Raw genomic sequence first — 15,068 nt, forward strand, 5'->3', positions numbered from 1 at the left:
CCTTTCCCACCCTGAATTTGCAGTAGAAAGAGGACAACAACATGCAAACCAAACTCTTGATCAACGGCCAACTGGTCAACGGCGAAGGCCCGGCGCAACCGGTGCTCAACCCGGCACGCGGTGAAGTGCTGGTGGAAATCAACGAGGCCACCGAGGCCCAGGTCGATGCCGCCGTCCGCGCTGCGGACAGTGCCTTCGCCGAATGGTCGCAGACCACGCCGAAAGACCGTTCGCTGCTGCTGCTCAAACTCGCCGACGCCATCGAAGCCCACGGCGAAGAACTGGCCAAGCTGGAATCGGACAACTGCGGCAAACCCTACAGCGCCGCGCTGAATGACGAGATCCCGGCGATTGCCGACGTGTTCCGTTTCTTCGCCGGCGCCAGCCGTTGCATGAGCGGTTCGGCCGGCGGCGAATACCTGCCCGGCCACACCTCGATGATCCGCCGCGACCCGGTGGGCGTAATCGCCTCCATCGCGCCGTGGAACTACCCGCTGATGATGGTCGCCTGGAAAATCGCCCCGGCCCTCGCCGCCGGTAATACCGTGGTGCTCAAGCCGTCGGAACAAACCCCGCTGACCGCGTTGCGTCTGGCCGAACTGGCGTCGGATATTTTCCCGGCCGGTGTACTCAATCTGGTGTTCGGGCGTGGACCGAGCGTGGGCAGTCCGCTGGTGACCCATCCGAAAGTGCGCATGGTGTCGCTGACCGGCTCCATCGCCACCGGTTCGAACATCATTTCCAGCACCGCCGACAGCGTCAAACGCATGCACATGGAATTGGGCGGCAAGGCGCCGGTGATCATCTTCGACGACGCCGACATTGATGCGGCGGTCGAAGGCATTCGCACCTTCGGCTTCTACAACGCCGGCCAGGATTGCACCGCCGCGTGCCGGATCTACGCCCAGCAAGGTATTTACGACAAGTTCGTCGAGAAGCTTGGCGCAGCGGTGAGCAGCATCAAGTACGGTTTGCAGGATGATCCGTCGACCGAACTGGGACCGCTGATCACCGCCCAGCATCGCGACCGCGTGGCCGGGTTTGTCGAACGCGCCGTGGCGCAACCGCACATTCGCTTGATCACTGGCGGCAAGGCTGTCGAAGGCAGTGGTTTCTTCTTCGAGCCGACGGTGCTGGCCGACGCCCAGCAGGACGACGAAATCGTCCGTCGCGAAGTGTTCGGGCCGGTGGTGTCGGTGACCAAATTCACCGATGAGGCTCAGGCGTTGGAATGGGCCAACGATTCGGACTACGGCCTGGCGTCCTCGGTGTGGACGGCGGATGTCGGACGTGCGCATCGACTGTCTGCGCGGTTGCAGTACGGCTGCACTTGGGTGAATACGCACTTCATGCTCGTCAGCGAAATGCCCCACGGCGGTCAGAAACTGTCCGGCTACGGCAAGGACATGTCCATGTACGGGCTGGAGGACTACACCACGGTTCGGCATGTGATGTTCAAGCACTAAAGGCATCACCCCGGCTTCAAGGCAGAAACCGGTCATCCGCATCACCAGGCATTCAAAACAATAACTACCGATCCGGGCGGCGCCTTCAAGGCCCCGCCACGGTTTCGGCCATCCGAAATCTGCCGATTTCACGGAGCAAACACACATGAGTGCATCACCCGATCTCTCAGCCGCCGTTGCCGACAGCGATGCCGAACAACTGCGCCAACTGGGTTACACCTCCAACTTCAACCGCAGCATGAGCCTGTGGGAAAACTTCGCGTTGGGCTTCACCTATCTGTCGCCGGTCGTAGGGGTTTATACCCTGTTCGGCCTGTGCCTGGCCGCTGGCGGGCCGCCGATGTTCTGGGCCTATTTGCTGGTCGGTTGCGGTCAATTGCTGGTGTGCCTGATCTTCGGCGAAGTGGTGTCGCAGTTCCCGATTTCCGGTGGCGTTTATCCTTGGGCACGTCGCCTGGTCGGCAAGAAATGGGCATGGATGGTCGGCTGGATCTACTCCATCGCCCTGTGCGTGACCATCGCCGCCGTGGCAGTCGGTGCCGGCCCGTACCTCGCGGCCATGCTGGGTTTTGAACCGAGCAACAACACCAACATCGTCATCGCCCTGGTACTGACGCTGTTCGCCACCCTGGTGAACCTCAGCGGCACCAAAGTGCTGGCGCGGATCGCCATGTTCGGTTTCCTCTGCGAACTGGTCGGCGCGGTGATCGTCGGCGTGTACCTGCTGATTTTCGAGCGCCACCAGCCGATCAGCGTGCTGTTCAACACTTTCAACATCAGCGTCGACGGGTCCTATCTGCCGGCCTTCCTCACCGCGTCGCTGGCGGGGATGTTCCTCTACTACGGCTTCGAGGCCTGCGGTGATGTAGCCGAAGAAACCCCGAACCCGAGCAAGAAAATCCCGGTGGCCATGCGCATGACCATCTACATCGGCGGCATCGCGGCGATGTTCGCCTGCCTGGCGCTGATCCTCGCCGTGCCGGACATGCAGGCCGTGATCAACGGCACCGACAAGGACCCGGTCACCACCATCCTCAACAACGCCTTCGGCCCGGTCGGTTCGAAAGTGGTGATGGGCGTGGTAATGATTTCCTTCATCTCCTGCGTCATCAGCTTGCAAGCTGCGGCGAGTCGTCTGCTGTATTCCTACGCTCGCGATGAAATGGTCATCGGCAGCCGACTGCTGAAAAAGATTTCTCCTACGACCCAGGTGCCGGTTGCCGCGCTGTTCGTGTCCGGCGTCCTGCCCGGCCTGATCATCGCCCTCGGCTTCTTCCTGCAAGACGCCGTGGCCACCATCGTCAGCTTCGCCGCCATCGGCATCTACCTCGCATTCCAGATGATCGTCCTCGCCGCCCTGTACGCCCGTAGCAAAGGCTGGAAACCCAGCGGCAAGTTCACCCTCCGCGCCTGGGGCTGGCCGGTGAACATCGGCGCGCTGGTGTATGGCGTCGGCGCAATCATCAACATGGCCTGGCCACGTACCCCGGATGCCGCGTGGTACATCAACTACGCGATGGTGCTGAGCACGGCGATCGTTATTGGGCTGGGGCTGGTTTATATGTGGATTGGCAAGCCGTATGACCATGGGAAGGCGCCGGCTGGGGATGCCTGGAAGGTGGGCCGGTAACTCTCCTCCACCAAAATAAAGTCCCGGTTCTCAAATCACGGATCGGGACTTTTTTTGACTGCTATAGCAACTGAGGTTTAGAAAGGATTTCGAATTCATTCATTAGCAGGTGAATTTCAGTGCTGGGATTGGGTTCCCCACTGACAGCAACATCCTCAAGAACCTTCGGTGCTAAGGCTCGCGCTTTTTGAAATGGCTCACCAAGTAGCTGGGCAAAATAGCTTATATCTTTCCCCTTCTCGTATTTACCCATGTAAGGTTTCTCTCTAAGGCTTTTCGTCACGAGGTCTCCTGGAGAGTTTTTACCCACTGCAGTGAACGGCTTTCTGTTATAACCAAAATGCAACAACAACCAAAATTCGAAGCAAGGAAAGGACGCTATTATCTTTATTTTCTGATGTGGCTTAGCCAAATCAATTGCTCTATCAAAGCATAGATGAGTATCACGATCTAAAGCACAGAAGACCTTATCAAAACTCTTCTGTCGAGCAATCGCCCTTTCAACAATTCCACTTGGATGAGTTACCCCACAGTGAGCAATCTCTACTTGAGCATTAGCTCGAAAATGGTGAGCGGCGTCTTCAAGATAGCGTTTTCCAGACTTAGTATCCTCACACAGAATTAGAATCTTCGGCTGGGGTTTGAACTTCGAGCCTTTCCGATCAAAAGAATTTGCTGAGCGGCCCATGATTATTTCCTCCGGATCAGAGGTAGTCCACGATAGCGCCCTTCAAAATAACGCTTTTCTACATCCTCACCTTCTCGCCCCTCAAAATCATGGATTGAGAAAAGCTTAGTTGCACCATTTTCATCGCGCTCAGTTATCCAAAACTGATCACGCCTTAGCACCTTAGCATTCATCAAGTGCGTATCATGCGTGGTGAAAATCAACTGTGAGTCTATTTTCCTATCTAAGTGCTTCTCTATAAGATCGGCGACAATTTCCGGGTGCAAGCTACTATCAAGCTCGTCAACCGCCAATATACCGCCTTCACTATCCGACCTAAAGTTCATAGTTGTCCAAGGCAACCAAAAACCAATAAGGTTTTTTGTACCACCTGACTCCTCTGAAAAATCAAACTCCGCACTACCCAATAGAGTTGTGTGCGTTAGAGTCGTCTTATCGTTCTGATCTCCTCCAAACACATTTTCTGCCGATAAAGCTTCGGAGGCTTTCATCAGCGCCGTTTCAGCTACTGAATCTTCAAACTCAATATTGGAAACTGGAATATCTACATCCCGCAAAAACTGTTCCAAATGTTCAGTAAACCTAGGAACTTTTTTCAGAATCCTTATTGACGCGGTAGACCAACGCAACATCGAATCCTGTTCAATTGACCAAAGAGTAGTTTTAAACCACTCAAACGGTTCTCTAAGCTGCCTCAATTCCTCACTACTATTTGCTACTGACTGCGCAATAAAAAGTGCTTTAGGGCTTGTCAGTCTCCTCCAAGCCTCATGGACCTCTTTCCCGCCCTCCAGCCCTTCACCAAAGATATAACGCTCGCCCTTGCTCGTTAGTTCACGACTATATAGCAAAGACTCCTTTCCCTTTGGGTAAGATGTAAGCCTTTCCTCAACAATTCTCTTTTCTGTAACCCCTAAAATAAACTGATAGCGAAGTCCATTCTTTATAAAGTTGTATTCAAAATTACTAGGTAGATCCGCAAGTTCAGGATCAAATCTAAATGCCTTTACAGGCAAGCCCTTATTATCTGCTGTAGGTGTGATACTCAACAACTCTGTCACTACCCCCAAGGCCTGAATAAGCGAAGACTTTCCAGAGGCATTAGGTCCATAAATCGCCGCGACCTTCAGGAGATTTGGGAGTTTTTCTCCATCCACAAAAGGCTTAAACACGTTTCTTTTTTTACTAAGGCGTGGGGTTGCCACCATCGAAAGCGTCTGCTTCTCACGAAAGGAGCGATAGTTAGAAACTGAAAATTCAATCAACATGTAAAAAACCTGCACTTCGTGCGAAAAATTGAACTGAATATAGCTATTTCTGAGACGAAGTGCAGTTTTTTTACACATGATAAATTTTCAACGCCGAAAGGTCCTAGCGAACGAAGGACCTCCGCATTTCCTACAGATCACGTCGACTATGTGGACTTGGCGGTGAAACTCCTGCTAGGTAGGCTCTACTCCGGCTGTGATATCAACAGCCCGGTGTCGAAGCCGGAACAAAATCAAAATGGCGCAACCGCACTCATCCGAGTGGCGGCTCTATTCTCAATGTTGGAGTCGACAAATGCCCAATCAAACTCAAAATTCCTCTAAAGATCATCCTTACTTCATCCCCACCGTATTCACCCGCCACAACCGCTTCCTCCACGCCCTCCTGCTTGATCATCAAGCCTGGTTCTGCGCTCAAGATCTGGGCCGCATGATGGGCCATCCCTTGAACCCACGCGTCACGCTCAAACTTGACCCCGACCAACGCCGCACCGTCCGCCTGCGCAAGGACGGCGATGTTGTCGAGACCCCGATGGTCAGCGAATCCGGCACGTACGCGCTGCTCGTCCACCATTTCATCCCGGAAAACCGCAACCTTCGGCAATGGCTGAGCAATGAGGTGATTCCCATCCTGCGGGAAACCAGCTCAGCAACAGCGGAAAACTGCCCAAGCCTGAGCTCGGTGCATTGGGCAGGCGTCACCGTGCCGCTGTTGCACTGGCAACAACAGGCATGGGTGAAATGGCGTGATATGCCGGAGTTGGTGCTCGGTCAGCAGCCATATCAGGTATCGGGGACATGTAGCTGACGGCCTCACTTGGTCCAATGAAAAAGAGGCGGACTCCAGAGCCCGCCCCTTCAATATTCACCATCAACCTCGACCCATTTCTGACCGAGTTCCAAACTGATGTGCAACGCCATCCCTGTACTTCCGCCCATTCTCGAAATCATCCCGAGCGACGAGAATTTTGCTGAAGACTACCTGCAAAAATTCGTCAAACAATGTGCGGTTGCCGAGCATCTGCACGCAATCCATGTCGGCATCGCCGATGCTGACGCGGGTAAGTTGATTGATCTGGCCAACGTGAAAGCCAAATGGCTTTCACGGTGAACCTCCTGTTTCAAAACCGCGAAACACTCCTCATCGCATCCACCAGATACCGCATCGCAATCCGGTCGCTCTCCGACAACTCCCGGTAACGCTCCACCAGTTTCAGTTCGTCAGGACTGAGCCGGCGTCTTCGCCGGACGTTGGTGAGGCAGGGAAAGATGCCTAACATTTCGGTGATGCCTTGTCCTTTTGTCATGGACGATGTCCTTTTCCAGTACGTCAGAAATTTCTCGAAAACCGCATCGCCCTGCTCCTTTAAGCAGCGATTTGAGCCCTGCCGGTCGGATGGGTCGTGACCGGCGATGCCCATAGAATAGAAATTAAATCGGCGCTGAAAAGCTGTTTTTAGAGTAATTAGTCGAAAAAAGCAGATATGCCCTATAAATCAGAAAAGTCTGTGAGATAAATAACCGTAACGTCTTGTTTCATTGAGACGCTGTCGCCGTGCCATCAATGAATTTTGCAAAATCGGCGAACCGATTAAGCTAGCGGGCATCTGTTACTAGTCCGTAGCGTTTGGCCGAAGGCTTGTCCGAACCGTAATTTCTGATCCAGTACGTGCCAGGAACGGCGCGGGATTGTCCACGACAGGTTGTATTTATGCACCGCAGGAATTTGCTCAAAGCGTCCATGGCCATTGCGGCTTACACTGGCCTTTCCGCCTCCGGCCTGCTCGCCGCACGCGCCTGGGCCGCCTCTGGCGGTGCCGCCGACGTTGAAGCACAGGCCTTCGACTTCGAAACGCTGAAGCGCCAGGCCAAACAACTGGCCGGCAGCGCCTATCAGGACACCAAACAGGTGCTGCCGCCGACCCTGGCGACCATGACCCCGCAGAACTTCAATGCGATCCGCTATGACGGCGAGCATTCGCTGTGGAAGGAAAACAAGGGTCAGCTCGATGTGCAGTTCTTCCACGTCGGCATGGGTTTCCGTCAGCCGGTGCGCATGTACAGCGTCGATCCCAAGACCCGCACGGCCCGCGAGGTGCATTTCCGCCCTCAGCTGTTCAACTATGAAAACACTTCGGTCGACACCCAGCAGCTCAAGGGGGATCTGGGGTTTGCCGGCTTCAAGCTGTTCAAGGCGCCGGAACTGGACCGGCATGACGTGGTGTCGTTCCTCGGCGCCAGCTACTTCCGCGCGGTGGATGCCACTGGCCAATATGGCCTCTCCGCCCGTGGCCTAGCCGTCGACACCTACGCCAAGAAACGCGAAGAATTCCCTGACTTCACCAAGTTCTGGTTCGAAACCCCGGATCAGAACGCGACCCGCTTTGTGGTCTACGCCCTGCTCGACTCGCCGAGCGCGACCGGCGCCTATCGCTTCGACATCGATTGCCAGGCCGAGCGCGTGGTGATGGAAGTCGACGCCCACATCAATGCCCGCACCGCCATCGAACAACTGGGCATCGCGCCGATGACCAGCATGTTCAGCTGCGGCACCCACGAGCGCCGGATGTGCGACACCATTCACCCGCAAATCCATGACTCGGATCGTCTGGCCATGTGGCGCGGCAACGGCGAGTGGATCTGCCGCCCACTGAACAACCCGGCGACCCTGCAATTCAACGCCTTCGCCGACACCGATCCGAAAGGGTTCGGTCTGGTGCAGACCGACCACGAATTCGCCAACTATCAGGACACCGTCGACTGGTACAGCAAACGTCCGAGCCTGTGGGTAGAACCTACAACCGCGTGGGGCGAAGGCTCTATCGATCTGCTGGAAATTCCTACAACCGGCGAAACCCTGGACAACATCGTTGCGTTCTGGACGCCGAAGAAACCGGTAGCCGCCGGCGATTCGCTGAACTACGGCTACAAGCTCTACTGGAGCGCCCTGCCGCCGGTCGGCACGCCGCTGGCGCGGGTGCATGCGACCCGTTCGGGTATGGGAGGCTTCGTCGAAGGCTGGGCTCCGGGCGAGCATTACCCTCCGGTCTGGGCCCGTCGCTTTGCTGTGGACTTCACCGGTGGCGGCCTGGATCGCCTGCCGCAGGGCACCGGGATCGAACCGGTGGTGACTTGCTCCAACGGCAAGGTGCAGGACTTCAGCGTGCTGGTGCTGGATGACATCAAGGGTTACCGGATCCTGTTCGACTGGTACCCGACCAATGACAGCGTGGAGCCAGTTGAGCTGCGACTGTTCATACGCACCAATGACCGCACGCTGAGCGAAACCTGGTTGTACCAGTACTTCCCGCCGGCGCCGGACAAGCGCAAGTATCCTTGATGTTTTGAGGCGCCTGCCCGGGCCTATTCGCGAACAAGCCCGCTCCCACATTGGATCTGGTTCGATCACACAGCGTGTGACCGACACGGAGCCAGGGTGGGAGCGGGCTTGCTCGCGAAAGCGTCAGAATATTCAACATCGGATGGAAGGCACTGCGTCAGGTCAGTGGGCAATACAGATGAATGTCTTTGGGCTCTTGATCAAACAACTCAGGATCCGGGTGATCAACCAACCGGCAACCCTGACGCTGATAGAACTCCACGGTATTGCGCGACTCGGTCGCCGAGACATACAGCGCCTCGGCGCCGATCCTCCGACCATGGGCGCAGGCCAGGGCAAACAATCGCCCGCCAACTCCCTGCCCACGCCAGGCACGGCTGATGTGCAGAAACTTCAACTGCCGCATGTTCAGACCCTGATTGTGAATAACCCGGTTATCCACAACCACCGCTGCCACCAGTGTCTCCCCATCGAAAATCCCGTGTAGCCAACCGCCGCTGCGCCAGCATTTTTCCAATACCCGCGCATTCTCCTCCGCCTCCCCTTCGGGCCACCCGCGCATGTCGAAACGCGCCGGATACAGAACCAGCTCACCGTTTTCCACGCGATAACATTCCTCGACCAGTTCACTGCGGTCGATCAGCGCCAGCAGCGGCAAGTCGGATTCCGTCAACTCTCGTTCGATCAACATGCGATCCATTCCTTTGCATTCCAAACGATAGGCAAGAAAAAACCCGCCTTTTCAATGGCGGGTTTTATAGGCGCTGCGACAGGTCGGATCAATCCCGCAGATCAGACTCATGAATCGGCTGATCCCGATGGGTCGCACGTTGATACTGCGCCGGCCACACCGCTTTGCGGCCGCCCAGGTCATCGTCGGCGTGCAGCGGCCAGTACGGATCACGCAGCAGCTCACGGGCAAGGAAGATGATGTCGGCCTGACAGGTTCGCAGGATGTGCTCGGCCTGGGCCGGCTCGGTAATCATTCCCACGGTCCCGGTGGCGATGCCTGACTCCTTGCGCACCCGTTCGGCGAAGCGCGTCTGATATCCCGGACCCACGGGGATTTCGGCGTTGGCTGCCGTGCCGCCCGATGACACATCGATCAAATCAGCCCCCAAGGCTTTCAGGCGTCGCGCCAGCTCCACGGTTTCATCGGGATTCCAGCCGTCCTCGACCCAGTCGGTAGCCGACAGGCGCACAAACACCGGCAGTTCTTCCGGCCACACGGCGCGCACCGCTTCGGTCACTTGCAGCACCAGACGAATGCGGTTATCGAATGAACCGCCATATTGATCGCGGCGCTGATTACTCAGCGGCGACAGAAACTGGTGCAGCAGATAACCGTGCGCCGCATGCACCTCGACCACACTGAAACCGGCGGTCAGCGCACGTTTGGCTGCGGCCACGAAGTCCTGAATGACCTGGGCGATCTGCCCTTCATCCAGTTGTTTCGGCTGAGTGTGTTGCGGGTCGAAGGCAATCGGCGAAGGCCCGACCGGCGTCCAGCCACCGTCCTCCGGTTTGACGCTGCCGTGCTTGCCGATCCACGGCCGGTGGGTGCTGGCCTTGCGCCCGGCGTGGGCCAGTTGAATGCCGGCCACTGCGCCTTGGGCGGTGATGAAACGGGTGATGCGTTGCAACGGTGCGATCTGTTCGTCGTTCCACAGGCCCAAGTCTTCGGCGGTGATCCGCCCGTCGGCCGTGATTGCCGTGGCTTCGGTGAATACCAGGCCAGCGCCCCCCACCGCACGGCTGCCGAGGTGCACCAGATGCCAGTCGTTGGCCAGGCCATCGACGCTGGAGTACTGGCACATGGGCGACACGGCGATGCGGTTGGGCAGGGTCAGTTGGCGAAGGGTAAAGGGTTCAAGCAGCAGACTCATGGGGCACCTCTCAAATCAGTGGGCAGGCTCCAGGGTTCTGTTTGAAAAGTCGACGAGTGACAGGAAAAAGGTGCAGCACCCGCCCCCGCGGGCAAAAATTCGACAAGACGTCACAAGGCCAATCAAGCAGTGCTTAGAGCCTAGTCGACATCCGGGGATGAGGGAGGGTTCAGAGTAATTCTGTGTATGTAAGTCCGCCTGCGCGAGCTTGCTCGCGAAGGCGTCAACGCGGTTCGATGTGGGCAATCATCAGTTGCACGGTCTCATTGCCGCGAAACTCGTTCAGATCGAGCTTGTACGCCAGTTCGACCCATTTGATTGTCGGGTTCGGCCAGATATCACGATCAATGCCGAAGGCGATGCCATCAAGCTTCACCGAACCGCATTCGGTCTTCAGCACCACTTTCAGGTGCCGCTCGCCGACCACCCGCTGCTCGACCAACTGGAACACGCCGTGGAACAGCGGCTCCGGGAAATGCTGGCCCCAAGGCCCGGCGTGACGCAGGGCCCGAGCCAGTTCCAGATGAAACTCCTCGACCGCGAGCGTGCCGTCCGACAGCAGGCGCCCGGTCAGATCTTCTTCGCGAAGCTGCCTACGCACCTCGGCGTCAAATGCCTCGGCGAACAACGGAAAATTCTCCTGCGGCAAAGTCAGGCCAGCCGCCATCGCGTGACCGCCGTACTTGGCGATCAGATCCGGATGCTGCGCCGCGACCACGCTCAGCGCATCACGAATATGAAAGCCCTGCACCGAACGGCCCGAGCCCTTGAGCAGGCCGTCGCCGGCATCGGCGAAGGCAATGGTCGGGCGGAAATACCGCTCCTTCATCCGCGAAGCCAGGATACCGATGACCCCCTGGTGCCATTCCGGATCGAACAGGCACAATCCGAACGGCATCGACTCGACCGGCAAGTCCTTGAGCTGGGCCAGCGCTTCACGCTGCATGCCTTGCTCGATGGATTTGCGATCCTGATTCATGCCGTCCAGTTGTGCGGCCATTTCCCGGGCCAGCGCAGGGTCGTGGGTCAGCAGGCATTCGATGCCCAGGCTCATGTCATCCAGACGCCCCGCCGCGTTCAGACGCGGGCCGACGATAAAACCGAGGTCGGTAGAGGTAATGCGCGAAGCTTCACGCTTGGCCACTTCAAGGATCGCCTTGATCCCCGGCCGCGCACGTCCGGCGCGAATTCGCTCCAGCCCCTGGTGCACCAGAATCCGGTTGTTGGCATCCAGCGGCACCACGTCGGCAACGCTGCCCAGCGCCACCAGATCCAGCAGTTCACCGATGTTCGGTTGTGGCTTGCTCTCGTACCAGCCGAGGCTGCGCAGGCGCGCGCGCAAGGCCATCAACACGTAGAAAATCACCCCGACCCCGGCCAGCGCCTTGCTCGGGAACTCGCAGCCGGGCTGATTCGGATTGACCAGCGCATCAGCTTGCGGCAGTTCATCGCCAGGCAAGTGGTGGTCAGTAATCAAGACCTTCAGGCCATGGCGCTTCGCGGCCGCGACACCTTCAACGCTGGAAATGCCATTGTCGACGGTGATCAACAGTTGCGGCTCGCGGGTCATCGCGACTTCGACGATTTCCGGGGTCAGGCCGTAGCCGTATTCGAAGCGGTTCGGCACCAGATAATCGACGTGCGCCGCGCCCAGCAGGCGCAAACCGAGCACGCCGACGGTGCTGGCCGTCGCGCCGTCGGCGTCGAAGTCGCCGACGATCAGGATCCGCTGACGCTGCTCCAGCGCCGCCACCAGCAAGTCCACCGCCGCATCGATCCCTTTGAGCTGCTGGAACGGAATCAGCCGCGCCAGGCTCTTGTCCAGCTCCGCTTCGGACTGCACGCCCCGCGCCGCGTACAGGCGGGTCAGTAGCGGTGGCAGTTCACCGAGAAACGGCAGAGTGGCGGGCAACGGGCGAGGATCGATACGCATGGGGTGACAGAAGCTTCTCTTGAATACGTGGGATTTTTCGGGAGTAACGTGGAATTAACCGCGCTCGCCTTGCAGCCAGCTGAGCTGGACTTCGTGCTGGCCACGGTCGTCGGTGACGAAGATCGTGCCTTCGCTGATCATCACGTCCCACTTGATGACGCGGGGCATGTCCTTGGCCAGGGTTTCCAGCACTTCCTGCGGAACAGCGGCAATGTTGACGTTCTTCAGGTTTTTGATCGCCGGAATCACCTTGCCTTCCCAGACGCGCAGGCTGCCGTAGGCCAGCAGGCTGGTGCGTTCGGTGCGGCGCGAGCACCAGGTCAGGCGATCGGCATCCGGCTGGCCGACTTCGATCCAGTGCAGGACGCGGTCGTCCAGGCTCTTTTCCCACAGCGCAGGTTCATCCACGTCCGACAGACCACGCCCGAACGACAGTTGCTCGTTGTACCAGAGCGCGTAGGCCAACAGCCGCACGGTCATGCGTTCTTCGGTTTCCGAAGGATGGCGGGCGATGGTCTGCTTCACGTTCTCGTAGACGCTGCGGTCAAGGTCGGTGAGGTTCAGTTCGAATTTGTAGGTAGTGGACGGCTGGGCCATGAACGGGCTTCTTGATACGAGGAAAGTCGGCAAGTCTAACCGATGCTGTAGGCAATCCACGAATTGATGGCGATCAACCTTGCGCGACTGACAGCCGGCTATGTTAAAACGCTGTATCTGCTCAGCCTTGTCCTACAGGATCTCGCATGCCGTTCGCCAACAAACCGCTCAGCGGTCTGAAAGTCATTGAATTGGGTACTTTGATTGCCGGGCCGTTTGCTTCGCGCATCTGCGGCGAGTTCGGCGCCGAAGTGATCAAGATCGAGTCGCCGGACGGCGGGGATCCGTTGCGCAAATGGCGCAAGCTGTATGAGGGGACTTCGTTGTGGTGGTTCGTCCAGGCGCGCAACAAAAAGTCCCTGACACTGAACCTCAAACACCCCGATGGCCTGGCGATCCTGAAAAAACTGCTGGGTGAAGCCGACATCCTGATCGAGAACTTCCGCCCCGGCGTGCTGGAAAAACTCGGCCTGGGCTGGGAAACCCTGCACGCGCTGAACCCGAAACTGGTGATGGTGCGCCTGTCCGGTTTCGGCCAGACCGGGCCGATGAAGGATCAGCCAGGTTTCGGTGCGGTCGGCGAATCCATGGGCGGTCTGCGCTACATCACCGGTTTCGAAGACCGCCCGCCGGTGCGCACCGGAATTTCCATCGGCGACTCGATTGCCGCCCTGTGGGGCGTGATCGGCGCCTTGATGGCCTTGCGTCATCGCGAGGTCAACGGCGGCCTCGGCCAGGTGGTCGATGTGGCGCTGTACGAAGCGATCTTCGCCATGATGGAAAGCATGGTGCCGGAGTTCGATGTGTTCGGCTTCATTCGCGAGCGTACCGGCAACATCATGCCGGGCATCACCCCGTCCTCGATCCACACCAGCGCCGACGGCAAACACGTGCAGATCGGCGCCAACGGCGATGCAATCTTCAAGCGCTTCATGCTGATCATCGGCCGTGAAGATCTGGCAAACGACCCGGCGCTGGCCAGCAACGACGGGCGCGACAGCCGTCGTGACGAGTTGTATGGGGTGATCGATCGCTGGGTCAATTCGCTGCCGCTGCAAACCGTGCTGGATCTGCTGAATCAGGCCGAAGTACCGGCCAGCCGGATCTTCAGTGCCGAAGACATGTTCAACGATCCGCAATACCTGGCCCGGGAAATGTTCCTCCACGCCAAATTGCCGGACGGCAAACCTTTCAAGATGCCGGGCATCGTGCCGAAACTCTCTGAGACACCCGGCACGTCCGAATGGGTCGGACCGCAGCTCGGTGAGCACAATGCGCAGGTACTCCACGATCTTGGCTACGACGAGAAGCAGATCGCCCGGCTGCGCGAAGACGGAGCCATCTGAGCTGAAGCCCCTGATGCCCTCGGCCTCGAACCGCGCCCACCATTGGTGGACCTGGCGGTTGTTCGGCCTGCTGTTCCTGATGGTACTGCCAGCGTGGGCGCAGGCCAAACCGACGCTGATCTGGCTGTTGCGCGACCTGCCGCCACTGACGATCTTCGAGGGTCCGAAAAAGGGCCAGGGCGTTATCGATCAATTGATGCCAATGCTCATTGCCGGCATGCCGCAATACGAACACACCTTGCTGCGGGTCAATCGCGCCCGTGGCACTCAAATGCTGCATGAACATCCCTTCGCTTGCGATCCTTCGCTGATCTGGAACAGGGAGCGGGCACAATGGATCGCCTTCTCCATTCCCGCGTTTCGCGCTGTCAGCAATGGCCTGGTGGTGCGTCAGAGAGATCGCGAAGTGCTGAAGCCGTTTCTGGTCGACGATGAAGTCGACCTGTCGGCATTTCTGGCCAACGGCGAGCGAAAAGTCGGCGTGGTAGCCGAGCGCAGTTATGGCGAGTACATCGATACATTGCTGCATCAGGCACCGAGCGGCGCGCTGACGCCCCATTACGGCAACGATGCGCTCAGCAGCCTGCTGTCGATGCAGCGCCTGGGACGTTTGCAGGTGGTGCTGGGTTACTGGCCGGAAATCCGTTATCAGGCGCGCCAGGCCGAGATCACCGAGGACGAACTGCTGTTCTTCCCGATTCGCGGCACGGGCAAGTACCTGTCGGGCCATGTCGGCTGCACCGACACCACGGCGGGTCGCCAGGCGATCACCGAGATCAATCAGCTGTTGCGCACCCTGCCCCACGATCATCTCAACCAGCTCTACGCCGATTGGCTCGACCCCGAAAGGCGTCAGGATTATCTGGAACAGGCGCGGATTTTCTTCCAGCGACAAGCCGCGCAGTGAAATCCGG

14 protein-coding genes are annotated in these 15,068 nt (G+C 58.1%); 7 read left to right on the forward strand and 7 right to left on the reverse strand.

Annotated elements, in window-relative coordinates:
• Window positions 1-41: 41 nt before the first annotated feature.
• Complete coding sequence (locus L6D74_RS15535; protein WP_236189719.1) at window positions 42-1,466, forward strand: gamma-aminobutyraldehyde dehydrogenase; 1,425 nt, start codon at window positions 42-44, stop codon at window positions 1,464-1,466.
• Between the two features lie 145 nt (window positions 1,467-1,611).
• Window positions 1,612-3,096, forward strand: a complete 1,485-nt coding sequence (locus L6D74_RS15540) for an APC family permease (RefSeq protein ID WP_236189720.1) — start codon at window positions 1,612-1,614, stop codon at window positions 3,094-3,096.
• Window positions 3,097-3,157: 61 nt separating this feature from the next.
• Here the strand turns inward: L6D74_RS15540 and L6D74_RS15545 are convergent, their stop codons facing one another.
• Both L6D74_RS15545 and L6D74_RS15550 read right to left on the reverse strand, forming a co-directional pair.
• Window positions 3,158-3,784: an RloB family protein gene (locus L6D74_RS15545; RefSeq protein ID WP_011332632.1), complete on the reverse strand. Its 627-nt coding sequence runs from the start codon at window positions 3,782-3,784 to the stop codon at window positions 3,158-3,160.
• Window positions 3,785-3,786: 2 nt separating this feature from the next.
• Window positions 3,787-5,052, reverse strand: a complete 1,266-nt coding sequence (locus tag L6D74_RS15550) for an AAA family ATPase (RefSeq protein ID WP_236189722.1) — start codon at window positions 5,050-5,052, stop codon at window positions 3,787-3,789.
• A 295-nt stretch (window positions 5,053-5,347) separates the two neighbouring features.
• Between L6D74_RS15550 and L6D74_RS15555 the strand changes: the two genes are divergently transcribed.
• Both L6D74_RS15555 and L6D74_RS15560 read left to right on the forward strand, forming a co-directional pair.
• Window positions 5,348-5,860 (forward strand): BRO-N domain-containing protein, encoded by a 513-nt coding sequence (locus tag L6D74_RS15555; RefSeq protein WP_236189723.1) that lies wholly within the window; start codon window positions 5,348-5,350, stop codon window positions 5,858-5,860.
• A gap of 99 nt (window positions 5,861-5,959) precedes the next feature.
• On the forward strand, window positions 5,960-6,163 hold the full coding sequence (locus L6D74_RS15560; protein WP_064593659.1) for a hypothetical protein: 204 nt from the start codon (window positions 5,960-5,962) through the stop codon (window positions 6,161-6,163).
• Between the two features lie 10 nt (window positions 6,164-6,173).
• Here L6D74_RS15560 and L6D74_RS15565 read toward each other — a convergent pair whose 3' ends face one another.
• Window positions 6,174-6,359 (reverse strand): hypothetical protein, encoded by a 186-nt coding sequence (locus L6D74_RS15565; protein WP_007954656.1) that lies wholly within the window; start codon window positions 6,357-6,359, stop codon window positions 6,174-6,176.
• A 404-nt stretch (window positions 6,360-6,763) separates the two neighbouring features.
• Here L6D74_RS15565 and L6D74_RS15570 point away from each other — a divergent pair, with 404 nt between their 5' ends.
• Entirely contained in the window at window positions 6,764-8,392 is a 1,629-nt protein-coding gene (locus L6D74_RS15570; protein ID WP_236189724.1) for a glucan biosynthesis protein D, read from the forward strand.
• A 157-nt stretch (window positions 8,393-8,549) separates the two neighbouring features.
• Here L6D74_RS15570 and L6D74_RS15575 read toward each other — a convergent pair whose 3' ends face one another.
• From L6D74_RS15575 to L6D74_RS15590, 4 genes are all read right to left on the reverse strand, one after another.
• Window positions 8,550-9,083, reverse strand: a complete 534-nt coding sequence (locus L6D74_RS15575; protein WP_236189725.1) for a GNAT family N-acetyltransferase — start codon at window positions 9,081-9,083, stop codon at window positions 8,550-8,552.
• An 88-nt stretch (window positions 9,084-9,171) separates the two neighbouring features.
• The gene (locus tag L6D74_RS15580) at window positions 9,172-10,278 is read right to left on the reverse strand and encodes an NADH:flavin oxidoreductase/NADH oxidase (protein WP_236189726.1); all 1,107 of its coding nucleotides are present in this window, start codon (window positions 10,276-10,278) and stop codon (window positions 9,172-9,174) included.
• A 223-nt stretch (window positions 10,279-10,501) separates the two neighbouring features.
• Complete coding sequence (recJ, locus tag L6D74_RS15585) at window positions 10,502-12,211, reverse strand: single-stranded-DNA-specific exonuclease RecJ (protein ID WP_064593647.1); 1,710 nt, start codon at window positions 12,209-12,211, stop codon at window positions 10,502-10,504.
• Window positions 12,212-12,265: 54 nt separating this feature from the next.
• Window positions 12,266-12,808 carry a YaeQ family protein gene (locus L6D74_RS15590; RefSeq protein ID WP_064593644.1) on the reverse strand — a complete coding sequence of 181 codons (543 nt, stop codon included), beginning with the start codon at window positions 12,806-12,808 and terminating at the stop codon, window positions 12,266-12,268.
• 146 nt (window positions 12,809-12,954) lie between these two features.
• Here L6D74_RS15590 and L6D74_RS15595 point away from each other — a divergent pair, with 146 nt between their 5' ends.
• Both L6D74_RS15595 and L6D74_RS15600 read left to right on the forward strand, forming a co-directional pair.
• Window positions 12,955-14,154 carry a CaiB/BaiF CoA transferase family protein gene (locus tag L6D74_RS15595; RefSeq protein WP_085611440.1) on the forward strand — a complete coding sequence of 400 codons (1,200 nt, stop codon included), beginning with the start codon at window positions 12,955-12,957 and terminating at the stop codon, window positions 14,152-14,154.
• A 13-nt stretch (window positions 14,155-14,167) separates the two neighbouring features.
• Window positions 14,168-15,061 (forward strand): TIGR02285 family protein, encoded by an 894-nt coding sequence (locus L6D74_RS15600; RefSeq protein WP_178076181.1) that lies wholly within the window; start codon window positions 14,168-14,170, stop codon window positions 15,059-15,061.
• The last annotated feature ends 7 nt before the right edge of the window (window positions 15,062-15,068 follow it).

It is taken from the genome of Pseudomonas pharyngis, from assembly GCF_021602345.1.
GTDB lineage: Bacteria > Pseudomonadota > Gammaproteobacteria > Pseudomonadales > Pseudomonadaceae > Aquipseudomonas > Aquipseudomonas pharyngis.